This window comes from Rubellimicrobium aerolatum (assembly GCF_017872975.1).
GTDB classification, from domain to species: Bacteria; Pseudomonadota; Alphaproteobacteria; order Rhodobacterales; family Rhodobacteraceae; genus Rubellimicrobium; species Rubellimicrobium aerolatum.
In genome coordinates this window covers 15445-36069 of record NZ_JAGGJP010000001.1, presented here as the reverse complement: position 1 = coordinate 36069, position 20625 = coordinate 15445, and the positions used below count along the sequence as shown (strand labels likewise).

Genomic DNA, 20625 nt, shown 5'->3' with positions numbered 1-20625 from the left:
GGCTGTGGAGACCGGCGTCAAGACTGCCGGCGGACCGGCAGCGCGGGATGGCTAGGAGGCCAGCCCCAAACTCGACTCGTCGCCCGGCGCGGCCTGTCCGTCCCTGGCCCGGGCTATCGCCGCGTCGATGTCGGCGAGGAGCCGCTCCAGGGCGTCGGTGAGCCGGCAGAGATCGTGGACCTCGGGCGAGTGGGGGTCGAGCAGGGCGAAGCAGCTCGACTCCTCGCGATCGGGATCCCCGACCGCTTCGAGCCGGAGGACGCCCAAGAACGCCCTCAGCTCGCGACGGATCTGGCCGGGCGAGAGGCGGCCTCGCCCCAAGTCGCCCGCGAGGCGGCACCAACGGCCCCACCAGGGGCGGCCACCGAGCAGCTCCGCTGCCTGGGCGAGCGCCTCCCCGTGTTGGCGGAAGAAGCCGGTCGCGAGCGCGAGCGGGCTGGTCGTAGAGGCGTCCGGGGCGTCGGACGCGGCATGGTGGGGGTGTCGAGCATGCGATAGGTCTCCGAAGGGCCGCTCCCGATGAGCGGCGTCAAGACAGGGCGGCATCTGGGTCCGCCCTTGCAGCCCAAATCCTTCGAACCGGCCAGGCGCTTCGTCCGACCGATCACGTCGGGGCAGACGGCGCGCGTCGGTTCAGATCTGGGGGGAGCGCAGGCTTCGGTGGTTCGTCGGTCGGGCAACCTGCGTTGCGACCGGTCTTGTCGGGGCCAGCAGGCAAGGTCGGTCGAGGATCGCCGACGCCTTCGAGCTATCGATCTTCCGGAGAAGCCCTGCCCGTCCGCCTCCGGCCCGGACCTCACCGGGTGGGGCCGGGCCGGAGGCGGACGCGGCGGGGCGGCATGGAAACTCCGCTTTTTGAACGGCTCCCCGCGACCGGCGATATGGTCCCCTCGGGTCCGGGGGCGTCGCGCGTCGTTTTGGGGGTCTCGGCGGTGGGCTGCGCGCGGGGGGGGGGGGGTGGAAGGGGCTGGTGGCTGGGATCTTTCGATCCCAGCCTTGGCCTTCGGCGCGGCTGCGCCCCCCTGGTGCGGACACGCACCCGTCTCACGGGCTCGGGGCGGCCATCTCCGCTCCGGTCGGGGCGGGGTCGCTCGGCCCCGTCCCTTTCTGCCGCCGGTACCAGGTGGCCCGGGAGACCCCTTCCACGGCCCAAGGCTTCATGCGCGAGAGGTCATGCGCGTCGAGGTAGGCCTCGCGCCGGACCACGCCCTTGCCGGCGCGGCTCGCCGTCTCGCCGGCGGCCTTGCGCCGCGCGCTCGGCCGGGGAGAAGACCTGCTCGCACCCGAGGCTGCGGGCCATCTCGTCGGTGACGCCCAGGAGCTCGGCCACCCACGCGCCGGAGTAGTGGCAGCGGCTATCTTGGTCAGGAATGGGCGAGCGGGCCTGCTCGGCCCTCCTGAGAGCGCTCGCGACGAGGGCACGCACCTCCCGCGACGGCAGGCCGGGGGTGGCCTGCGCCGCCATGACCTCGACGCGCCCCGCGATCTCGGCCGGCTCGGCCGTGTGCGTGAGCGCCGTGGCGTGGAGATGGAGCCAGGTGTTCCGCAGCCTCTCGGGGACCTCGCCGCCCCAGTGGGCGCGCAGGCGCTCGAGGTCGCGCAGGACCTGCGCGAAGCGCGCCCGCGCCGGCAGACCCTGCGGCCGGACGGGCGCGTCGGGATCGAGGCCACGACGGGCCGCGGGATATGAGACTGCCTTTCCCTTGGGTCGTTCCCGGCCGTCGCTCCGTCTCTGGCACCCCGCCCAGCCCCAAGGCCGTGGCGGAATCGCGACGGTCGGGCGGGCTTGCGGTGGGGAAAACCGGACCGGGGCGGGAACGGCTTGCGGGAGGGGGCGGGTTCCGGTCCTGATCGGGGACTGAACCCCGAGGACGAGCAAGGACGCCGACGCATGGACCTGACGATCGAGGACGCCCTGGACCGGGCCGGCGCGGGGCGGTTCCAGCGCCGCCTCCTGGGCGTGTTCGGCTTCGTCTGGGCGGCGGACGCGATGCAGGTGCTGGCGGTCGGCTTCACCGCCGCCTCGATCGCCGCGACCTTCGGGCTGACGGTGCCGCAGGCGCTCCAGACCGGGACGCTGTTCTTCCTGGGGATGCTGCTGGGAGCGAGCGGCTTTGGCCGGCTGGCCGACCGCATCGGGCGGCGGCGCGTCCTGCTGGTCACGGTGGCCTGCGACGCGGTGTTCGGGCTGCTCTCGGTCTTCGCGCCGAGCTTCGGCATCCTCCTCGTGCTGCGGTTCCTGACGGGCGTGGCCGTGGGGGGCACGCTTCCGGTGGATTACGCCATGATGGCGGAGTTCCTGCCGGCGCGGCACCGGGGGCGCTGGCTGGTGATGCTGGAAGGGTTCTGGGCCGTGGGCACCATCGTCGTCGCCCTTGCCGCCTGGGGGGCGAGCCTCGCGGGGGTGGAGGACGCCTGGCGCTGGATCTTCGCGGTGACGGCGACGCCGGCGCTGATCGGCCTGTGGCTGCGGCTGTGGGTTCCCGAATCGCCGATGTACCTGCTCCGCCGGGGGCGCGAGGCCGAGGCGCGGGCCGTGCTGGACCGGGTGCTGGCCGCGAACGGGGCCGCGCCGCTGGCGGGGGACGTCCGGCTGGCCGCGCCCGCCGGCGGGGCGCCGGCCCGCCTGCTGTCGCCGGGGCTGCGCCGCCGCACCCTGCCGATGCTGGTCGCCTGGTTCCTCGTGTCGATCTCGTATTACGGGATCTTCACCTGGATGCCCGCGCGCCTGGCCGGGGAGGGCTTCGGCTTCGTCCGGGGCTACGGGTTCCTCGTGGTGGTGGCGCTGGCGCAGGTGCCGGGCTACGCGCTCGCGGCCTATGGGGTGGAGGCCTGGGGCCGCAAGCCGACCCTGGTGGGCTTCCTGCTGGCGAGCGCGGCGGCCTGCCTCCTGTTCGTCGTGGCGGGGAACGCCTGGCTGATCGGCGCGTCGATCCTGGTGATGAGCTTCGCGCTGCTGGGCACCTGGGGGGCGCTTTACGCCTTCACGCCAGAGCTGTTCCCCACGCAGGCCCGCGCGACGGGCATGGGCGCGGCAAGCGCGATGGCGCGCTTCGGCGGGCTGCTCGCGCCCTCGGCGCTGGCGGTGCTGGTCGCGCAGAGCTTCACGGGGGCGGTCGCGCTGTTCGCGGCGCTGCTGCTGGCCGGCGCCGGCGTGGTGTCCCTGATCGACGTGGAGACGCGGGGGCGGTCGCTGTCCTGAGGGCCGGGCCTCAGGCCGCGGTGTCGAGGGTCGTGGCGCCGGGGCCCAGCTCCAGCCGCTCGGCCACCTCCTCGCCGATGGCAAGGGAGGCGGTGAGGCCGGGGGACTCGATGCCGAACAGCGCCACGAGGCCGGGGCAGCCGTGCCGCGCGGCGTCGGAGATCACGAAGTCGGGCTCCTGGCCGGGGGGCACGGCGACCTTGGGGCGCAGGCCGGCATAGGCCGGGACGAGGAGGTCGGCGTCCAGGCCGGGCCAGATGCGCCGCGCGGCGGCGGCGAACTGGTCGTGCTGGGCGGGGTCCACGACGTAGTCCTCGGCCTCGATGGGCGGGCGGACGTTGGGGCCGAACTTGGCCCGGCCGGCGAGGTCGAGCGTGAGGTGGGTGCCCAGGCCGCCGGGGACGGGGACCGGGTAGATCAGGTGGCGGAAGGGCACGGGCCCCGAATAGCCGAAGTAGCAGCCGGGCACGAGGAGGCGGGCGGGGATCGCGGACGGGTCGAAGCCCTCGGTCCGGGCGGCCAGCTCCTGCGCGCCGAGGCCCGCCGCGTTGACGACCTGGCGGGCCGAGAGGACCGGCTCCGCCTCGCCCTCGATGAAGACGGACCAGGCGTCGCCGGAGCGCCGCAGGGCCGCGACGCGGGCGCCGCAGACGATCTGGCCGCCCCGCGCCTCGACCTCGCCCAACATGGCGGTCATGTAGGCGTGCGAATCGAGGATCCCCGTCCGGGGGGAGAGGAGGGCGGCCACGGCGGGGAGCGCGGGCTCCAGCCGGGCGATGTCGCGGCGGTCGAGCCACGCCAGATCGCCCGCGCCGGAGTCGGCCGCCCGCCGGGCGATCCGTTCGAGCGCGGGGCGCTCCCCCTCGTCGTGGGCGAAGACGATCTTGCCCAGTTGCCGGTGCGGCACCCCCCGGTCGGCGCAGAAGGCGTAAAGGAGGTCGCGCCCCCGGACGCAGAGCCGCGCCTTGAGAGAGCCCGGCGGGTAGTAGAGGCCGGCGTGGATGACCTCGCTGTTGCGGCTGCTGGTCATGCTGCCGAAGAGGGGCTCGGATTCGGCGATCAGCACGGACCGGCCCCGCCGGGCGAGCGCCAGCGCGCAGGCGATGCCCACAGCGCCGCCGCCGACGATCAAGGCGTCCAAGTCGTCCATGTTCCACCTGCGGGGCCGGAAGTCGTCCTCGCCCGACAAGGAGCATACCGGCCGCGCGCCGCGCAAGCGCGTTCGGCGCCGCGGGCGCCTTGGCCCGCGCCCGGACGCAAGCGCGACCCGGACGCCCGTGCGACGGCGTGACCATCGCCCCGCCAGGGTCTAGAAGGGTCCGGGAAGGGTCACAGCAGGGTTGCGCGATGAGTCACGAACGGCACCTGGTCGTCTTTTCCGGGGCCGGCCTTTCGGCCGATAGCGGGATCGCCACCTTCCGGGGCGCGCGGGGGCTCTGGGAGGAGCATTCCATCGACGAGGTCTGCAACTTCGAGACCTGGGAGCGCAACCGGGAGCTGGTCCACCGCTTCTACAACGCCCGGCGGGTGGCCCTGGCCGGCGTGGCGCCCAACCCGATGCACCGCCTGCTCGCCGACTGGCAGCGGCGGTTCCGCACGACGCTTATCACGCAGAACATCGACGACCTGCTGGAGCGGGCGGGGGCGATGGAGGTGCTGCACGTCCATGGGGTCCTGACCGAGATGCGGTGCCTGGACTGCGGGTCGGTCTGGGACATCGGCGCGACCGCCTGGGACCCGGCGCGGGACCGCTGCCCCGATTGCGGGTCGGGGGAGCGGGTCAAGCCGAACGTGGTCTTCTTCAACGAGCCGGCACCGCTCTATGGACCCATGTCCGAGGCCTTCGGCGCGCTGGGGCCGGACGACGTGCTGGTGGTGATCGGCACCGATGGCGCGGTGGTCCCCATCGGGGCGATGGCCGAGCGGCTGCGGTGCCACAAGGTGCTCAACAACCTGGAGCCGGTCGAGCCCGAGCATTTCGTGCCGGGCATGGTCCATCCGAGGCAGTTCGACCGCGTGCTCTACAGGCCGGCCGCGAAGGCGACGGGCGAGCTCGACGAGATCGTGACGGCCTGGATGGCGGCGTGGTCGGGCTCGGGCCTCTGATCGCCGCGGGTTCGCGTCGCTAGGCCCCGGCGGCCGGCGCGGGGGCGGCCGAGAGGCGGACATGGTCGAGCACGTGGTCGAGCTCGATGGCGATCTGGACCTCGCCGTCCTCCATCCGCATCCGCGCGCCGGCCCGGCTCACCAGATGAAGGAGGGCGGTGTTCTCGCGCAGGCAGACGAGGTCGGCGGTGCGGAAGCCGCGCGCGGCGAGGATCACCAGCCCTTCCTCGAACAGCGCGCGGCCGAGGCCCTTGCCCTGGTAGCGGTCCTCGACGGAGATGGCGACCTCGACATGGCCGGGCGCGGAGGCATGGGCCTCGAGCATGGCGCGGACGGCCCCCTCCTCCACGAGTTCCAGCACGAGCTCGGGGTCGGCGCGGTCGGCGAGCCGGTCGAGCGCCTCGACGGAGGGGTCGCCCATGAAGCGCAGGCGGCGCGAGCGCGGGCCCAGGCTCCGGTAGTGCACCTTCAGGTGGGAGCGGAGGAGGTCGATGTCCTCGGACTCCTCCAGATGGTGCCTCGGCGCGGAGAGAGGCGCGGAGATCAAGGTGCCGGGCATGGCCTGTTCCGTATCGAGTTGCTGTCTAAGCTCTGACGCACAGATACGTTCGGATTGTGGCGCCACAAACCATATTTCTGCAATGCAGCAATGCCTCTGGCGGATAGCTGCGGGCTTGCGCCGGGCCTGTTCCGAAGTCGGGCGGCGCGTCCGCCCTGCCCCGCATCGGCGGGCCGAGGGGCGGGAGCCGTCCGGCCCGCGCGCGGGTCGTGTTCGGGCGGAGCCGACCAACCGTCACGGCGGCGCGGAAGCCGATCCGCGACGCCGCAAGCCTGGACAGGGCCGCCTTTCGTGTCGGCGGGACCGGCGTCCGGAATCCCCGCGCCCGAGGACGGAAGACGGGGATGCCGGCGCGGGACGCGGCGAACCGGGTCGCGCGACCGGCCGGTCCGGGGAGCCGACGCAAGCCATGCCCGGTGCACATGGCTGGTCTTCCGCCTCGTTGATTGTGCAGATGCAGCATTAGCGCTAACTTGATGCCTGTAACGCGACGGGCCATCCTCCTCCCGGCCTTGTCGCTCACTGGATCGGAACGGCCGCCCTCTTCTCCTCCCTGGGCCGGCCCCTACCGTGACAAGGCGGCGCCCTCCTCCCGGGTTGCCGCCTTTTTTTCTTGTCATGGGTCCGTCGCGCTGCCTGGGATCGGCGGCCGGGCGAGGTACTGGCGGCGGTCCCGGTCCGGCGGGGGCCATGCCCCCTCGGTCAAGCGCGGCGCGGGCCTGGGCTCCTGGGAGGGTTCGCCTGCGCCCCTCCGGATGGCATAGAGGAGACGGTGCTGGCTCTGCCGGTCTCTATTAACATCATGTTCCGGCTTTCCATGTAATCATCTTTGACGTTACTGCCACGAGCGGGCATCTGGGATCGAAGCGGATGAGAACGGCGAAGCCGCCATCGCGCGGGTGCCAAGCGGGCAGCGGCGGCCCCGAGCCGGTTCGGTGGATCGGGGAGCCGCGATGCGGCGGTGATCGCTGGAAGCAAACGGGCCAAGGGAGGGGTCGGTGAGCGTTGATCTGGATTTCGGCGTCGTCCTGGCGCGCTGGCCCGAACTGGTCTGGGGCACATTGGGCACCATTGGCCTCGCGCTGGGCGGCATGGCGCTGGCGCTGGTCATCGGCGTGCTGGGCGTGGCGGTGCGCCGGTCGGGCAACGCCTTCGGGCGGGCGGTGGTGATCGCCTTCGTGGAGCTGATCCGCAACACGCCGTTCCTCGTGCAGATATTCTTCATCTTCTTCGCCCTGCCGCTGGCCGGCATCCGGCTGAACCCGACGGTGACGGCGATCCTGGCGTTGGGACTGAACGGCGGGGCCTACGCCATCGAGATCATCCGGGGCGGCGTCGAGAGCATCCCGCGCGGGCAGACCGAGGCGGGGCTCGCGCTGGGGCTGCATCCGGGCGAGGTGTTCCGGCTCATCATCCTCAAGCCCGCGCTGCGCGCCGTGTTCCCGAGCCTCGCCTCGCAGTTCGTGATGCTGACGCTGACCACGTCCATCGCCACGTCGATCGCGGCCTATGAGCTGACCTCGGTGGCGCGGCGGATCGACGGCGACACGTTCCAGAGCTTCGAGGTCTACTTCCTCATCACCGGCATCTACCTGATGGTGGCCTGGCTGATGATGGTGCTGTTCGCGGGCGTCGCGCGCCTCGCCTTCGCCTACCCGACCCGCTGAGGAGCCCGGCCATGGAAACCCCGACCCTCGGCCCGGACGAGCTGCTCTTCATCCTCAAGGGGCTGATGTGGACGCTGATCCTGGCGGCCATCGGCTTTGGCGGCGGCATCCCCTTCGGCCTCGGCGTGGCGCTGGCGCGGACGGCGGAGCGGCGCTGGCTGCGCTGGACGGCGACCGGCTGGATCGCCTTGTTCCAGGGGACGCCGCTGCTGCTGCAACTGTTCGTGTTCTTCTACGGCTTCGCGCTGTTCGGGCTGCGGATCCCGCCCTGGGCGGCGGTGGCCATCGCGCTGACGGCCCATGCCTCGGCCTTCCTGGGGGAGATCTGGCGGGGCGCGATCCAGGCGGTGTCGAAAGGCCAGACCGAGGCCGCCCATGCGCTGGGGCTGCACTACGGGTCGCGGATGCGGGACATCGTGCTGCCGCAGGCCTTCCGGCTGTCGCTGCCGGCGACCATCGGCTTCCTGGTGCAACTGCTGAAGGGCACGTCGCTGGCCGCCATCGTGGGCTTCATCGAGCTGACCCGGTCGGGGCAGATCGTGTCCAACAGCGTCTTCCGCCCCCTGCTCGTGTTCGGAATCGTGGGGGCCCTCTACTTCGCGCTCTGCTGGCCCCTGTCGCTCTGGGGCGGGCGCATCGAACGGCGGCTGGCGCTGGGCGTCCGCTGAACAAAAAGAACCAACTCGGAGGAGAGAAACATGTCCGGTCCGATCCTGTTCGGCCTGCTGCGGCGGGGCCTTCCGGCGGCGCTCGCCCTGCTGCCCCTCCCTGCGCTGGCGCAGGGGATGTCGGTGGACGAGGCCAAGGCCGAGGGCACCGTCCGCATCGGCATCCAGGCCGACAACCAGCCCTGGGGCTTCCTCGATTCCACCGGCAACCAGGACGGCTTCGACGCCGACATGGGCCGGGCCTTCGCCGAGCACCTGGGCGTCGAGGTCGAGTTCGTGCCCATGGCGGTGGCGAACCGCATCCCGGCGCTGACCACCGGGGTCGTGGACGTGCTCTTCGCCTCGGTCGGCATGACGCCCGAGCGCGCGCAGTCGATCCAGTATTCGCGGCCCTATGCGTCGAACATCCTGTATGTCGTCGGGCCCGTGGGCACGGAGATGGACGACGTGGCCGACCTTGCGGGCCTGTCGGTGGGGGTGCCGAACTCGGCCCCCATGGACACGATCCTGACGGCCGAGGCCCCGGAGGGCACCGACATCCTGCGCTTCGATGACGACGCGGCCAACATCCAGGCGCTGGTGTCGGGGCAGGTGCAGGCGGTCGGCGCGAACCAGTTCTACATGCAGCGCGTCGAGGCCGCCGCGCCGGGCGCCTTCGAGAACAAGTTCGAGATCGGCCAGCTTTACCAAGGCGCGGCGACGCGGCTGGGCGAGGCCGACTGGAACGCGGAGCTGAACGCCTTCCTGGAGGCGTATCTGGGCTCGGAGGAGTACAAGGCGAGCTACAACGGCTGGCTGGAAATGGACCCGCCCGCCTATCCCGACGCCGTTGAAGGCGTGCCCTTCACCGTTCAACAATAAGACCGACCAACCCGGAGGAGACCACACATGACCACATTCACACTGACCGGCGCCAGCCGGAGCCTGATGGCGGCGCTGGCCGTCCTGGCCGCGACGCAGGCCGCCGAGGCGCGCACCGTGGAGGAGGCCAAGGCCGAGGGCACGATCCGCATCGGCATCCAGGGGGACAACCCGCCTTGGGGGTTCCTCGATTCCTCGGGCGTGCAGTCGGGCTTGGACGCTGCCATGGGCCAGGCCTTCGCCGCCTACCTGGGCGTGGAGGCCGAGTTCGTGCCGCTGGCGGTCGCCAACCGTATTCCGGCGCTGGAGACCGATCAGGTGGACGTGCTGTTCGCGACGATGGCTATGACCGCCGAGCGGGCGCAGGCGATGCAATACTCGGTCCCCTATGCCGCCAACCAGCTTTCGGTGGTGGCCCCGATCGCGACGACGATCACCAGCCCCGAGGAGCTGTCGGGCCTGCGGATCGGCGTTCCGAACTCCTCGCAGCAGGACAAGGCGCTGACCGGGATGGCCCCCGCCGACGCCGAGATCCTGCGCTTCGACGACGACGCGGCGACGATCCAGGCGCTGCTGTCGGGGCAGGTGGACGCCGTGGGCGGCAACCAGTTCTATGTGCAGCGCCTGGAGCCGCAGGCGCCCGGCACCTACGAGAACAAGATCCCGCTGACCGCTCTTTACAACGGCGCGGGGAGCCGGCTGGGCGAGGCCGACTGGAACACCGAGCTGAACGCCTTCCTCGCGGAGTTCATCACGACGCCCGAATACGCGGCGATCTATCAGGAGTGGCTGGGGCTGACCCCGCCGGAGTTCCCGACCGAGGTCGAGGGCGTGCCCTTCACCGTCGCCCAGTGACCGGCCTCGGCCCGTCCCCCGGCGGGGGCGGGCCGTCCCAATCCGAGAGAGCCCATGTCCCGCCTCGTCTTCATCCTGAACGGCCCCAACCTGAACCTGCTGGGCAAGCGCCAGCCCGAGATCTACGGCGCGGAGACGCTCGCCGACGTGGAGCGGGACTGCGCCGCCTTGGGGGCCGAACTGGGGCTGGAGGTGCGGCTGCTGCAAAGCAACCACGAGGGGCAGTTGGTGGACTGGGTCCACGAGGCACGCGAGGCGGCCTGCGGGATCGTCATCAACCCGGCCGCGCTGACGCATACCTCGGTGGCGCTGCTGGATGCGCTGAACACCTTCGAGGGACCGGTGGTGGAGGTGCATATCTCCCAGGTCCACAAGCGCGAGGCCTTCCGGCATCATTCCTACGTGTCGCTGCGCGCCGATGCGGTGATCGCCGGGGCGGGCACGCAGGGCTACCAGCTCGGGCTGCGGCGCATCGCGGCGCTGGTCGGCGCGTGACCGGTCGGGTCCGCCTCGCGGTGATGGGCGCGGGCCTGATCGGGGCCCGCCACGCCGGGCACGTCGCGGCCTCTCCCGAGGCTGTGCTGTCCGCCGTGGTGGACCCCTCGGAGGCGGGTCGCGAGGCGGCGGCGCGGCATGGGGTTGCGTGGTTCGCGTCCCTGACGGAGATGCTGGTGGCGGATCGGCCCGACGGCGTAATCGTCGCCACCCCGAACCAGGTCCATGTGCGGAACGGTCTGGAATGCGTGGCGGCGGGTCTTCCGGCGCTGATAGAGAAGCCGCTCGCCGACGATCTCGCGGGGGGGCTGCGGCTCGTGGAGGCGGCGGAGGCGGCGGGGGTGCCGCTGCTGACCGGGCATCACCGGCGGCACAATCCGCTGATGCGGAAGGCCAAGGCGCTGATCGAGGCGGGCGCCATCGGCCGGCCGCTTGTGGCGAACGCGATGTTCTGGCTGTGCAAGCCGGACGACTACTTTGACGTGCCTTGGCGTCGGGAGGCCGGCGCGGGGCCGGTCTATCTCAACCTGATCCATGACGTGGATTGCCTGCGGTTCCTGCTGGGCGACATCGTCGCCGTGCAGGCCATCGAGTCGAACGCCGTCCGGGGCTTCGCGGTCGAGGAGACGGCGGCGATCCTGCTGGAGTTCGCCTCCGGCGCGCTTGGCACCGCGTCGGTCTGCGATGCGACGGTCGCGCCCTGGTCCTGGGAGATGACGGCCGGCGAGAACCCGGCCTATCCGCAGGAGCGCGAGCACTGCTACCAGATCGGCGGCACAGAGGGATCGCTGGCCCTGCCGTCGCTGGACCTGCGACGCAACCCCGGCGCGCGGAGCTGGTGGGAGCCGTTCGACCTGTCCCGCCCCGGCGTGCGGCTCGAGGACCCCCTCGCCGCGCAGGTGCGCCACTTCGCCGCCGTGATCCGGGGCGAGGAGTCGCCGCTGGTGTCGGGCCGCGAGGGGCTGCGGACATTGCACGTCATCGACGCCGTGAAGCGGTCCGCCGCCATCGGCCAACGCGTGGTCATCTGAGGAGGAGCCCCCATGGCCCAAGACGACATCCTGATCCGCATGGAGAACGTCGAGAAATACTATGGCGCGTTCCATGCCCTGAAGGCCGTGAACCTGACGGTCCGGCGCGGCGAGAAGATCGTGCTTTGCGGGCCGTCGGGGTCCGGCAAGTCCACGCTGATCCGCTGCATCAACCACCTGGAGACGATCCGCTCGGGCCGGATCGAGGTGGACGGCACCACGCTGGACAACACGCCCAAGACCGTGGACGCGGTGCGGCGCGAGGTCGGGATGGTGTTCCAGCAGTTCAACCTGTTCCCGCACATGACGGTGCTGGAGAACTGCATGTTGGCCCCCATGCGGGTGCGGAAGGTCTCGCGCTCCGAGGCCGAGGCAACCGCCCGCAAGTATCTGGAGCGGGTCCGCATCGGCAACCAGGCCGACAAGCATCCCGCGCAGCTCTCGGGCGGGCAGCAGCAGCGGGTCGCCATCGCGCGCGCGCTCTGCATGGAGCCGAAGGCCATGCTCTTCGACGAGCCGACCTCGGCGCTCGACCCCGAGATGGTGAAGGAGGTGCTCGACACCATGGTGGGGCTGGCGCGGGACGGGATGACGATGATCTGCGTGACGCACGAGATGGGCTTCGCGCGGCAGGTCGCCGACCGGGTGATCTTCATGTCCGATGGGGCCATCATCGAGGAGGGCGAGCCCGAGGCCTTCTTCAAGGCCCCCAAGCACGAGCGGACGCGCGCCTTCCTGGGCGAGATCCTGGCGCATCACTGACCGGCCCTCCGGCCCCGCATCCAAAGGAGGCTCCCATGATCCGGGGCACCACCAAGCTCATCGCGCATCTGGGCTATCCGACCGAGTCCTTCCGCGCGCCCATGATCTACAACCCCTACTTCGAGAGGCACGGCATCGACGCGGTGGTGGTGCCGATGGGGGTCCGGGCCGAGGACTACCCGGACTTCCTGCGGCTGGCGTTCCGGCTGTCGAACATCCACGGCGCCCTCGTCACCATGCCGCACAAGGTGACGACGGTGGCGCTGCTCGACGAGGTGTCGCCCACGGCGCGGATCGCGGGGGCGTGCAACGCGGTGCGACTGGGGCCGGATGGGCGGTTGCAGGGCGACATGTTCGACGGCGAGGGCTTCGTGCGCGGCGTTTTGCGGAAAGGGCGCGCGGTGTCGGGCGCGCGGGTGCTGGTGGTGGGCGCGGGGGGGGTCGGCTCGGCCATCGCGGCGTCGCTGGCGCGGGCGGGGGCGGGGGCGCTGGGGCTGCACGATCCGCGCCCCGAGGTGGTGGAAGGATTGGCCGGGCGGCTGCGGACGCACTATCCCGATCTGGAGATCGCCACCGGCTCGAACGACCCGGCGGGCTGGGACATCGTGGTGAACGCCACGCCGCTGGGGATGCAGGCGGGCGACCCGCTGCCGATGGACGTGGAGCGAATCGCGCCCGCGACCTTCGTGGGCGAGGTGGTGATGAAGCAGGAGATCACCCCCTTCCTGGCCGCCGCCCAGGCGCGCGGCTGCGCCATCCAGGTCGGCAGCGACATGCTCTTCGAGATGATCCCGGCCTATTTGGAGTTCTTCGGCTTCCGCACGGCCGACGCGGCCGAGCTGCGCGAGGTGGCGCGGCTGGATTACTGACCGCCGGCCCTGTCGCGGACGGCACGAGCGAAGCCCCGCGCCTCGCCTGGGGCCTGACCTAGGTCGGTCGCGGGGATCGGCAGGTCGGGATAGGCTTGGCGCACCAGGTCGGGCAGCGGCGTGCCCGTCCTCAACGCCTCCCGCGACAGATCCTTGATGGCGACCTGCGCCTCGGGGCGAGGCATCCGCACGGCGAGGGCGAAGCTGAGCGCCTCGGCATGGATGGTGCCGGCCTGCGCCTCCAGATGGGCCGCCATGGCGGCGGGATCGGGAGACAGGTGCGCGGCGAGGTCGAGCGATAGCGACAGCGCCCGCCCGGTGAGGAGGCAGAGCTGCGGGAACGTCAGCCACTCGGTGAACCAGGCGGCCCCGTCGCGCTGCTGGCGGTGCAGAGCGGCGCCTTGGAGGATTGCGGCGAGGCCGATCCCCGTGCGGGCCAAGGCCACGAGCACCGAGGGCCCGACGGGATTCTGCTTCTGCGGCATGGTCGAGGAGCCGCCCGCGCCGGCGATGCGGACCTCGCCCAGATCCGACTGCGCGAGGAGGAGGAGGTCCTCGCCCATCTTGCCGAGGCTGCCCAGCAGGCCGGCCATCCAGGCGGCGAAGGCGGCGACGCCGTCGCGCTCGGCGTGCCAGGAGCATCCCGGGTCGGCGAGGCCCAGACTGGCCGCCAATGCCGCCCTCACCTCGGGACCCTTGCCGCCCATGGCCGAGAGCGTCCCCGCGGCACCCGACAGCGACACCTTCAGCAGGTCGCCCCGCACGGCCCCGAGCCGGTCGCGGTGGCGCAGGAGCGGCCGCCCCCAGGCGGCAGCAACCGCGCCGAAGCTGGTGGGCACGGCGGATTGCCCGTAGGTGCGGGCGGCCATCGGTAGGTCGGCGTGGCGGTCGGCGAGGTCGGCCAGCGCCCGGAGGAGCGCGCCGATCCGGTCGTCCCAGAGTTCGAGGAGGCCCCGGAGGCGCAGGGCAAGGGCCGTGTCCACGATGTCCTGGCTGGTCGCGCCCCAATGGAGATGCTCCGCCTGCTCGGGCGACCCGAGCGCGTCGCGCAGGGCGGCCACGAGCGCGGGGACCGGCACGCCGTCCACGCCGGTTCGCGCGGCGAGTTTGCCCGGATCGAGCGAAAGGCCGCGGCAGGCGCGGGCCAGGGCGAACCCGGCGTCGGACGGGATCACGCCCAGCGCGCCCTGCGCCTCGGCCAAGGCTGCCTCGACATCGATCATGGCCCGGATCTCGGCGCGGTCGGAGAGGAACGCCGCCGTTGCCGTGTCGCCCAGGAGTTGCGCGTAGAGGGGGCTGCCCGCATCGGGAAGCATCAGGGCCGCCCCAGCCCCAGCATCGCGCGTGCCTGCTGCCAGCTTGCGACGGGCCGCTCGTGGCGCTCGCAGATCTCCACCACCCGCCGCACCAAGGCGGCGTTGGAGGGGGCGAGCGTGTGGCGATCGAGGCGCACGTTGTCCTCAAGCCCGGTGCGGGCGTGCCCTCCGGCCGCCACGCTCCACTCGTTGAGCGTGATCTGTGCCGGCCCGATCCCCGCCGCGCACCAGGGCGCGCCGGGGAAGAGGCGCTGGATGGTGGCGGCCATGAAGTCGAAGGCCGGCTTGTCCGCCGGCATGGCGTTCCGCACCCCCATGACGATCTGGAGGTAAGGCGTGCCCGCGAGCTGGCCCTTGTCGGCCATCTCCTTGGCCTTGAACACGTGGCTGAGGTCGAAGCACTCCACCTCCGGTTTGACCCCGTGGGCCAGCATCTCGGCGGCTAGCCAGTCCACGAGGTCGGGCGGGTTCTCGTAGACGCGGGTGGGGAAGTTGTTCGAGCCCACCGCAAGGGACGCCATGTCGGGGCGCAAGGAGAGCATGCCCCCCCGCTCGCGCCCTGCCCCGCTCCGACCGCCGGTGGACAGTTGCACGATCATCCCCGGACAGTGCCGCTCGATGCCCTCCTTCAGGCGGGCGAAGCGCTCGGGGTCGGACGTGGGCTTCCCCTCGTCGTCGCGCACGTGGCAGTGGGCGATGGTGGCGCCGGCCTCGAAGGCCGCCTGCGTGCTCTCCACCTGCTCGTCGATGGTGATCGGGACAGCGGGATTGTCGGACTTTTGCGGCAGGCTGCCGGTAATGGCGACGCAGATGATCGTGGGGGTGGAAGTCTCGCTCATGGTTCAGATGTCCAGGAAGACCGTTTCGCCCTCGCCCTGGAGGCGGATGTCGAAGCGGTAGACGGCCCGCCCCTCCCGGTCCTCGCGGGTGGCGATCAGCGTGCGTCGGCGGTGGACCTGCTCGATCAGGCCAAGAACGGGATCGGCGGCGTTCGCGGCCTCCTCGTCGCCGAAGTAGAGCCGGGTGTTCAGGCCGATGTTGATGCCCCGCGCCACCAGCCAGAAGGTGATGTGCGGCGCCATGAGGCGGCCGTGGCGGCCCATGACCGGGCCGGGCTTGACGGTGTCGAAAGACCACAGGCCGGTCTCGAAGTCCGGGATGATCCGGCCCCAGCCCCGGAAGCCCTCGGCCACCTCGGCGTGGCGGGGGTCGCGGGGATGGGGATGGCGGCCCTCGTCGTCGGCCTGCCAGACCTCCAGCAGCACGTCCTTGACCGGCGCGCCCGTGCCGTCGGTGACGACGCCCTCCACGCGGATGCGCTCGCCCTCGGCATTGGGACCGGCGATGTCCTGACCCAGCTCCCGCTCGAAGATCGAGAAGCCGGCCGCTCCCGGCGCGAGTCCGATGTGAACGTAAGGCCCGGCGGTTTGGGAAGGGCTTTCCTTGAGGTAGTCGAGGGTCTGGGGCATCTCAGTTCCCTTCCAGCCGGTTCTCGAAGAGCGTGGAGCGCGTGCCGCGCAGCACGATGTCGAACTTGTAGGCGAGGCAGTCGAGCGGGATCGCGGCGTTGAGGTCGAGGGGCGCGATCAGCCGCTCCAGCGCCTTCGGGTCGGGAATGGTGGCGGCGATCGGGCAGCGGGGGATCAGCGGGTCGCCCTCGAAATACATCTGGGTGATGAGGCGCTGCACGAAGGCCTGCCCGAAGACCGAGACATGGATATGCGCGGGCCGCCAATCGTTGACGCCGTTGCGCCAAGGGTAGGCGCCGGGCTTGATGGTGCGGAAGTGGTAGAAGCCCTGCTCGTCCGTGAGCACCCGCCCGCAGCCGCCGAAGTTGGGGTCGATAGGGGCGAAGTAGGTGTCCTTGACGTGACGGTAGCGCCCGCCGGCGTTGGCCTGCCAGACCTCCACCAGCGTGTGAGGCACCCCTCGCCCGTTCTCGTCAAGCACGCGGCCGTGGACGACGATCCGTTCGCCCACCGGGTCGCCGGTCTTGGCGTAGTTGCGGATCAGGTCGTTGTCGAGCGGGCCGAGGTCGCCTTGGCCGAAGGTCGGTCCCGTGATCTCGGACAGCGAGTTCTGCAAGGACAGGAGCGGCAGGCGCGGGCTGCGCGCGACCGAGGTCTTGTAGCCGGGCGTGTAGGCCGGCGGGTGAACCCCGCGGTCGCGAGGGATGTATTCGAAGGGCTTCATCGAGTCTCCTCCGCCATGGCGGCGAACGTGTCCTTGGCTATTCGGATCGCGTGGTTGGCACGGGGCACGCCCGCGTAGATGGCGACGTGAAGGAGAGCCTCCATCACGTCGGCCTCGCTCGCGCCGGTGTTGCGGGTGGCGCGAATGTGCATGGCGAGTTCGTGGTCATTGCCGAGGCCCGCCAGGAGCGCGATGGTCAGCATCGACCGCTCGCGCAAGGGGATCGTGCCGCGCGACCAGACGTGGCCCCAGGCGGCGTCGGCGATCAGCGCCTGGAAGGGCGAGTCGAAGGGGGTCTTGGCGGCTTCGGCGCGGTCCACGTGGGCGTCACCCAGGACGCGGCGGCGGGTGGCCATGCCGGCGTCGCGCAGGTCAGGCATGGGCGTGCTCCTTGAGGAAAGGGGAGACGGCGGCGGCGAAGGCCTCGGGCGTCTCGGCCATGGGCAGGTGGCCCGCGTCCAGCACCGCGAGACGCGCGTTCGGGATGAGGCGGGCGGTGGCCTCCACGACCTCGCGGGGGCTCGCGCCGTCCTGAGTGCCGGCGATCATCAGGACTGGGCACGAGAGGGCTGGCGCGTCGGCGGTCAGGTCGGCGCGGGCCAGCGCGCGGCAGCAGGCGACGTAGCCGTCGGGCGAGGTGCGCGCGAGCATGTTGCGCCAGGACGCGAGTTGCGGGGTCGCGCGGAACGCGGGCGCGAACCAGCGCTCCATGATCCCGTCAGAGATGGCGGCGAGACCCTGTCCCTCCACCTGCGCGATGCGCGCGGCCCAGGAGTCGGGCGTGCCCAGCCGCGCCGCCGTGTTGGACAGCACGAGCGCGCGCACGAGGTCGGGCCGCCGCAGGGCCAGCGCCTGCGCGATCATGCCGCCGATGGAGACGCCCATGACCACGGCCGGGCCGCCCTGCGACTCGATCAGGGCAACGGCGTCGTCGGCCAGGTCCTCGACCGTGACCGCTCCGCCCAGATCGGACAGACCGTGCCCTCGCTTGTCGAAGCGCGCGACGCGCAAGCCGGGGGGAAGCAGCGGCAGGAGATCGTCCCAGAGCCGCAGGTCGGTGCCCAGCGAATTGGCGAGGAGCACGAGAGGCCCATCACCTTCGACGCGGACGTGCATCCGCCCCCAGGGGCGTTCGAGAACTTGCATGGGCTCCTCCCTGGACCCATGATCTGCCACAACCGTCCCGCCCCGCAAAATGCATAGGAGGCTGCGATCCATAACCGCCCGGTCATGCATCCGGCGATCAAGCTGCGCCATGTGCGGGCGTTCCTCGCCATCGCGGCAGAGGGGAGCCTATCGGCCGTGGCCCGCGCCGAGGGCATCACCCAGCCTGCCCTGTCCCGGACCCTGGCCGAGCTGGAGGACCTGCTGGGCCAGTCGCTGTTCCTGCGGCAGGGGCGCAGCCTGCGGCTGACCGAGGCGGGCGCGGTGTTCCGCCGCCACGCCGCCGAGGGGGTTGCGGCGCTGGAAGCGGGGGCGGCGGCGCTCCGGGGCGGGAAAGCCGAGGGGCAGCTGTCCGTGGGGGTGCTGCCCACGGTGGCCACGCGCTTCTTTCCCTGCGTGGCTTTGCGGTTCCGTGAGATGCGGCCGGACACGACTCTGTCGATCGCCACGGGGCCGCAGGGCCACCTCGTGGGCCTGCTGCGCGACGGCCGGATCGACCTTCTGGCCGGGCGGATGCCCGAGCCGCGCGAGATGGCGGGCCTCGCCTTCGAGCATCTCTACGAGGAGCAGGTGGAACTGGTCGCACGGGCCGGGCATCCGCTGGCGCACCTGCCGCCCGCCGACCTCCTGGCGCGCGTCCCGCTTGTCCTGCCACCCGAGGGCGCGGCGATCCGGCGCACGGTGGACGACTACCTCGCGAGCCTGGGCCTCGCGGGGATCCGGGCGGCGGTCGAGACCGTCTCGCATCCGGTCGGGCGGGGCGTCCTGCTGGGATCGGACGCGGTGTGGTTCATCTCGCGCGGGGTGGTGGTCGAGGAACTGGAGACGGGGCGGTTGCAGGCGATCCCGACCGACGCCCGAAGGCTGGCGGGGGCCGTGGGCCTGACGCTTCGGCAAGGCGAAGCAGGCGCGGCCCTGGCCCTCCTCGTGGAGATCGCCCGCGAGGCGGCGCGAGCCGCCTGATCTCAGGCCCTCGGCATGGAGGCGGGCCGCAGCGCCCGCTTCTGGGCCGCGATGCGGAAGGGCGCGTTGGGCGCGCCGTAGCCCGAGTATCCGCCCCGCCGCTCGACGATCTCCACGAAGAAGCCGTCGGGCCGCGCCGCCGAGTAGAACTGGAAGAACTCTCCCTGCCCGTCGGCGTCGTAGAGGATGTTCGCCGCCCGGAGCCGTGCCGTCAGCGCGGAATCGAGGCCGAAGCGCGCCTCCACGTCGTCGTAGTAGTTGCCGCCGATCTCCAGCACCGGGAACCCCCGCGCAGCCAGCGCTTGCGCCGTGGCGAGGATGTCGTCCGTGGCCAGCGCGATGTGCTGGACTGCCGATCCGAAGGTGTCGCTGAAGAACCGCCCCGCCAGCGTCCGCCGCGCGTCCGTCCCGTTGAGCGTGACGCGCAGCCCGCCGGACTGGACGGCTTGGCTCCGCACGAGGCCGTCGGGGTCGGCCACGTCCACCATGGGAGCTTTCCGGCCATCGAGGATCGACGTGTAGAAGAGCGCCCAGCTCAGCATCTCGTCGTAGGCCATGGTCTGGCCGAGGTGATCGACCGCCACGAGGCCCGCGCCGACCGAGGCGGGAGCCGCGTCAGGGAACTCCGTCTCCCAGACCCGGCCCAGGTCGCCCGCGCGGTCGAGGAAGCGGATCACGCTGCCGCCCACGCCCCGGATCGCCGGAATGGCGAGCTGGCCCTCGGGCGGGCGCTCGTCGAAGCGCGTCGCGCCCAGCGCCTCGGCGCGAGCGAGGGCCGCATGGGCGTCCGGCACCAGGAGGCCCACTTCGCTCACGGTCGTGCCATGGCTGGCGAAGGCGTTGCGGGTGAAGCCCTCGACGCCGGTGTTGACGAGGACGTTGATGCCGCCCTGTCGCCAGAGCGTGACGGGCTTGGTCAGGTGCGCGCCCGCCCTCTCGAAGCTCAGGGAGGCCAGGAGGGCCTCGATCCCCTCGGCCTCGCCGGGAGCGGTGGCGAATTCGAGGAACTCGACCGTTTCGACCGGGGCGGGCGGCGGGAAGGCGGGAAGGTCCATGGCGAGGCCCGGTTCCTCGCGCCGCACGCGGTCCATGAGGTGGACGAGGCTTCGATGTCCGTCCTGCGCCACGAGGCGGGGCAGGCCCGCGCGGAACTGGTCGTTGAAGATTTCGAGCGACAGGGGGCCGGCGTAGCCCGTGGCCATCACCGCCCGCATGAAGCGCGTCACGTCGAGGTCGCCCTCGCCGGGCATGTTGCGGAAGTGACGCGACCAGTAGAGCAGGTCCATCGGGATCGCGGGCGCGTCGGCGAGTTGGACGAAGGCGATCCGGTCGCCGGGGATGCGCCGGATGGTGTCGGGGTCGATGCCGCGTCCCAGTGTGTGAAAGCTGTCGAGGATCAGGCCGACGGCCGGATGGTCGGTGCGGCGCACGACCTCCCAGGCGTCGCGGTGGTCGTTGACGTGTCGGCCCCAGGCCAGCGCCTCGTATCCCACGCGCAGCCCGCGCGCCGCTGCCCTTTCGCCCAGTTCGCGGAAGTCGTCGGCGGCGCGGTCGATGCCACCCAGGGACTCCGGGTGGACCGTCGAGCAGACGAGCACGAGGTCGGTGCCGAGTTCGCCCATCAAGTCGAACTTGCGTTCGGCGCGGGCGAAGGCGCGAGCGCGCAGCGGAGCGGGCAGCGTCTCGAAGTCGCGGAAGGGCTGGAACAGGGTGATCTCGAGCCCATGGTCGCGCACCATGCGCCCCACGTCGCGGGGGGAGCCGTCGAAAGTCAGGAAATCCTGCTCGAAGATCTCGATGCCGTCGAACCCGGCCCCGGCGATGGCCTCCAGCTTCTCGCGGAAGTCGCCCGAGACGGAGACGGTGGCGATGGACGTCCTCATGGGCGCGCTCCCGAACTGAAGGCCGGGACCA

At 71.7% G+C, this 20625-nt stretch carries 22 protein-coding genes; 12 read left to right on the top strand and 10 right to left on the bottom strand.

The genetic code is table 11. The annotated features are described in order from the left end of the window. Window positions 1–51 precede the first annotated feature (51 nt). Complete coding sequence (locus J2Z33_RS00195; protein ID WP_209836664.1) at window positions 52–267, bottom strand: hypothetical protein; 216 nt, start codon at window positions 265–267, stop codon at window positions 52–54. 943 nt (window positions 268–1210) lie between these two features. On the opposite strand from J2Z33_RS00195, the gene J2Z33_RS00190 reads away from it, so the two are divergent. Then, the gene (locus tag J2Z33_RS00190) at window positions 1211–1690 is read left to right on the top strand and encodes a hypothetical protein (RefSeq protein WP_209836662.1); all 480 of its coding nucleotides are present in this window, start codon (window positions 1211–1213) and stop codon (window positions 1688–1690) included. 201 nt (window positions 1691–1891) lie between these two features. Then, on the top strand, window positions 1892–3202 hold the full coding sequence (locus J2Z33_RS00185; RefSeq protein WP_209836660.1) for an MFS transporter: 1311 nt from the start codon (window positions 1892–1894) through the stop codon (window positions 3200–3202). A 10-nt stretch (window positions 3203–3212) separates the two neighbouring features. On the opposite strand, the gene J2Z33_RS00180 is transcribed toward J2Z33_RS00185, so the two are convergent. Continuing rightward, entirely contained in the window at window positions 3213–4352 is a 1140-nt protein-coding gene (locus J2Z33_RS00180; RefSeq protein ID WP_209836658.1) for an NAD(P)/FAD-dependent oxidoreductase, read from the bottom strand. Between the two features lie 197 nt (window positions 4353–4549). On the opposite strand from J2Z33_RS00180, the gene J2Z33_RS00175 reads away from it, so the two are divergent. Further along, window positions 4550–5308: an SIR2 family NAD-dependent protein deacylase gene (locus tag J2Z33_RS00175; RefSeq protein ID WP_209836657.1), complete on the top strand. Its 759-nt coding sequence runs from the start codon at window positions 4550–4552 to the stop codon at window positions 5306–5308. Between the two features lie 19 nt (window positions 5309–5327). Here the strand turns inward: J2Z33_RS00175 and J2Z33_RS00170 are convergent, their stop codons facing one another. Next, a complete protein-coding gene (locus J2Z33_RS00170) occupies window positions 5328–5867 on the bottom strand; it encodes a GNAT family N-acetyltransferase (protein WP_209836655.1) in 540 nt (179 codons plus the stop codon). A gap of 998 nt (window positions 5868–6865) precedes the next feature. Between J2Z33_RS00170 and J2Z33_RS00165 the strand changes: the two genes are divergently transcribed. From J2Z33_RS00165 to J2Z33_RS00130, 8 genes are read left to right on the top strand one after another with little or no spacing between them, the layout of a single operon-like run. Then, on the top strand, window positions 6866–7534 hold the full coding sequence (locus J2Z33_RS00165) for an amino acid ABC transporter permease (protein ID WP_342454095.1): 669 nt from the start codon (window positions 6866–6868) through the stop codon (window positions 7532–7534). 11 nt (window positions 7535–7545) lie between these two features. Continuing rightward, on the top strand, window positions 7546–8202 hold the full coding sequence (locus tag J2Z33_RS00160; RefSeq protein WP_209836653.1) for an amino acid ABC transporter permease: 657 nt from the start codon (window positions 7546–7548) through the stop codon (window positions 8200–8202). A 30-nt stretch (window positions 8203–8232) separates the two neighbouring features. Then, window positions 8233–9063 carry a transporter substrate-binding domain-containing protein gene (locus J2Z33_RS00155; RefSeq protein ID WP_209836651.1) on the top strand — a complete coding sequence of 277 codons (831 nt, stop codon included), beginning with the start codon at window positions 8233–8235 and terminating at the stop codon, window positions 9061–9063. 27 nt (window positions 9064–9090) lie between these two features. Next, window positions 9091–9918: a transporter substrate-binding domain-containing protein gene (locus J2Z33_RS00150; RefSeq protein WP_209836649.1), complete on the top strand. Its 828-nt coding sequence runs from the start codon at window positions 9091–9093 to the stop codon at window positions 9916–9918. A 54-nt stretch (window positions 9919–9972) separates the two neighbouring features. Continuing rightward, window positions 9973–10413 (top strand): type II 3-dehydroquinate dehydratase, encoded by a 441-nt coding sequence (gene aroQ / locus J2Z33_RS00145; protein WP_209836647.1) that lies wholly within the window; start codon window positions 9973–9975, stop codon window positions 10411–10413. Further along, entirely contained in the window at window positions 10410–11444 is a 1035-nt protein-coding gene (locus tag J2Z33_RS00140; RefSeq protein ID WP_342454094.1) for a Gfo/Idh/MocA family protein, read from the top strand. Before aroQ ends, J2Z33_RS00140 begins: the two co-directional genes overlap by 4 nt. A 12-nt stretch (window positions 11445–11456) precedes the next feature. Beyond that, window positions 11457–12206, top strand: coding sequence for an amino acid ABC transporter ATP-binding protein (locus J2Z33_RS00135; RefSeq protein WP_280922861.1), 750 nt, complete (start codon window positions 11457–11459; stop codon window positions 12204–12206). A 35-nt stretch (window positions 12207–12241) separates the two neighbouring features. After that, window positions 12242–13075: a shikimate dehydrogenase family protein gene (locus J2Z33_RS00130; RefSeq protein WP_209836645.1), complete on the top strand. Its 834-nt coding sequence runs from the start codon at window positions 12242–12244 to the stop codon at window positions 13073–13075. Here the strand turns inward: J2Z33_RS00130 and J2Z33_RS00125 are convergent. Genes J2Z33_RS00125 through pcaD form a run of 6 tightly spaced genes read right to left on the bottom strand, consistent with a single transcriptional unit; the run spans window position 13069 to window position 17730 of the window. Beyond that, window positions 13069–14391, bottom strand: a complete 1323-nt coding sequence (locus J2Z33_RS00125; RefSeq protein WP_209836643.1) for a lyase family protein — start codon at window positions 14389–14391, stop codon at window positions 13069–13071. The genes J2Z33_RS00130 and J2Z33_RS00125 overlap by 7 nt on opposite strands. Next, complete coding sequence (locus J2Z33_RS00120; RefSeq protein WP_209836640.1) at window positions 14391–15230, bottom strand: 3-oxoadipate:acetyl-CoA acetyltransferase; 840 nt, start codon at window positions 15228–15230, stop codon at window positions 14391–14393. The genes J2Z33_RS00125 and J2Z33_RS00120 overlap by 1 nt, the downstream gene beginning before the upstream one ends. Before the next feature lie 3 nt (window positions 15231–15233). Then, window positions 15234–15860 (bottom strand): protocatechuate 3,4-dioxygenase subunit alpha, encoded by a 627-nt coding sequence (pcaG, locus tag J2Z33_RS00115; RefSeq protein ID WP_209836638.1) that lies wholly within the window; start codon window positions 15858–15860, stop codon window positions 15234–15236. A 1-nt stretch (window position 15861) separates the two neighbouring features. Further along, on the bottom strand, window positions 15862–16584 hold the full coding sequence (gene pcaH, locus J2Z33_RS00110) for a protocatechuate 3,4-dioxygenase subunit beta (RefSeq protein ID WP_209836636.1): 723 nt from the start codon (window positions 16582–16584) through the stop codon (window positions 15862–15864). Next, window positions 16581–16964, bottom strand: a complete 384-nt coding sequence (pcaC, locus tag J2Z33_RS00105) for a 4-carboxymuconolactone decarboxylase (protein WP_209836634.1) — start codon at window positions 16962–16964, stop codon at window positions 16581–16583. Before pcaC ends, pcaH begins: the two co-directional genes overlap by 4 nt. Further along, window positions 16957–17730 carry a 3-oxoadipate enol-lactonase gene (gene pcaD / locus J2Z33_RS00100; RefSeq protein WP_209836632.1) on the bottom strand — a complete coding sequence of 258 codons (774 nt, stop codon included), beginning with the start codon at window positions 17728–17730 and terminating at the stop codon, window positions 16957–16959. The genes pcaC and pcaD overlap by 8 nt, the downstream gene beginning before the upstream one ends. An 84-nt stretch (window positions 17731–17814) precedes the next feature. Here pcaD and J2Z33_RS00095 point away from each other — a divergent pair, with 84 nt between their 5' ends. Further along, window positions 17815–18711, top strand: a complete 897-nt coding sequence (locus tag J2Z33_RS00095; protein WP_209836630.1) for a LysR substrate-binding domain-containing protein — start codon at window positions 17815–17817, stop codon at window positions 18709–18711. Window positions 18712–18713: 2 nt separating this feature from the next. On the opposite strand, the gene J2Z33_RS00090 is transcribed toward J2Z33_RS00095, so the two are convergent. After that, entirely contained in the window at window positions 18714–20594 is a 1881-nt protein-coding gene (locus J2Z33_RS00090; RefSeq protein WP_209836628.1) for a bifunctional sugar phosphate isomerase/epimerase/4-hydroxyphenylpyruvate dioxygenase family protein, read from the bottom strand. Window positions 20595–20625 lie beyond the last annotated feature (31 nt).

What these genes read in the sequence shown, in the direction of transcription:
- J2Z33_RS00185 (WP_209836660.1), top strand. Translation starts at nt 1,892, where the DNA reads ATGGACCTGACGATCGAGGACGCCCTGGACCGGGCCGGCGCGGGGCGG.
- J2Z33_RS00180 (WP_209836658.1), bottom strand. Translation starts at nt 4,352, where the DNA reads ATGGACGACTTGGACGCCTTGATCGTCGGCGGCGGCGCTGTGGGCATC.
- J2Z33_RS00175 (WP_209836657.1), top strand. Translation starts at nt 4,550, where the DNA reads ATGAGTCACGAACGGCACCTGGTCGTCTTTTCCGGGGCCGGCCTTTCG.
- J2Z33_RS00170 (WP_209836655.1), bottom strand. Translation starts at nt 5,867, where the DNA reads ATGCCCGGCACCTTGATCTCCGCGCCTCTCTCCGCGCCGAGGCACCAT.
- J2Z33_RS00160 (WP_209836653.1), top strand. Translation starts at nt 7,546, where the DNA reads ATGGAAACCCCGACCCTCGGCCCGGACGAGCTGCTCTTCATCCTCAAG.
- J2Z33_RS00155 (WP_209836651.1), top strand. Translation starts at nt 8,233, where the DNA reads ATGTCCGGTCCGATCCTGTTCGGCCTGCTGCGGCGGGGCCTTCCGGCG.
- J2Z33_RS00150 (WP_209836649.1), top strand. Translation starts at nt 9,091, where the DNA reads ATGACCACATTCACACTGACCGGCGCCAGCCGGAGCCTGATGGCGGCG.
- aroQ (WP_209836647.1), top strand. Translation starts at nt 9,973, where the DNA reads ATGTCCCGCCTCGTCTTCATCCTGAACGGCCCCAACCTGAACCTGCTG.
- J2Z33_RS00135 (WP_280922861.1), top strand. Translation starts at nt 11,457, where the DNA reads ATGGCCCAAGACGACATCCTGATCCGCATGGAGAACGTCGAGAAATAC.
- J2Z33_RS00130 (WP_209836645.1), top strand. Translation starts at nt 12,242, where the DNA reads ATGATCCGGGGCACCACCAAGCTCATCGCGCATCTGGGCTATCCGACC.
- J2Z33_RS00125 (WP_209836643.1), bottom strand. Translation starts at nt 14,391, where the DNA reads ATGCTTCCCGATGCGGGCAGCCCCCTCTACGCGCAACTCCTGGGCGAC.
- J2Z33_RS00120 (WP_209836640.1), bottom strand. Translation starts at nt 15,230, where the DNA reads ATGAGCGAGACTTCCACCCCCACGATCATCTGCGTCGCCATTACCGGC.
- pcaG (WP_209836638.1), bottom strand. Translation starts at nt 15,860, where the DNA reads ATGCCCCAGACCCTCGACTACCTCAAGGAAAGCCCTTCCCAAACCGCC.
- pcaH (WP_209836636.1), bottom strand. Translation starts at nt 16,584, where the DNA reads ATGAAGCCCTTCGAATACATCCCTCGCGACCGCGGGGTTCACCCGCCG.
- pcaC (WP_209836634.1), bottom strand. Translation starts at nt 16,964, where the DNA reads ATGCCTGACCTGCGCGACGCCGGCATGGCCACCCGCCGCCGCGTCCTG.
- pcaD (WP_209836632.1), bottom strand. Translation starts at nt 17,730, where the DNA reads ATGCAAGTTCTCGAACGCCCCTGGGGGCGGATGCACGTCCGCGTCGAA.
- J2Z33_RS00095 (WP_209836630.1), top strand. Translation starts at nt 17,815, where the DNA reads ATGCATCCGGCGATCAAGCTGCGCCATGTGCGGGCGTTCCTCGCCATC.
- J2Z33_RS00090 (WP_209836628.1), bottom strand. Translation starts at nt 20,594, where the DNA reads ATGAGGACGTCCATCGCCACCGTCTCCGTCTCGGGCGACTTCCGCGAG.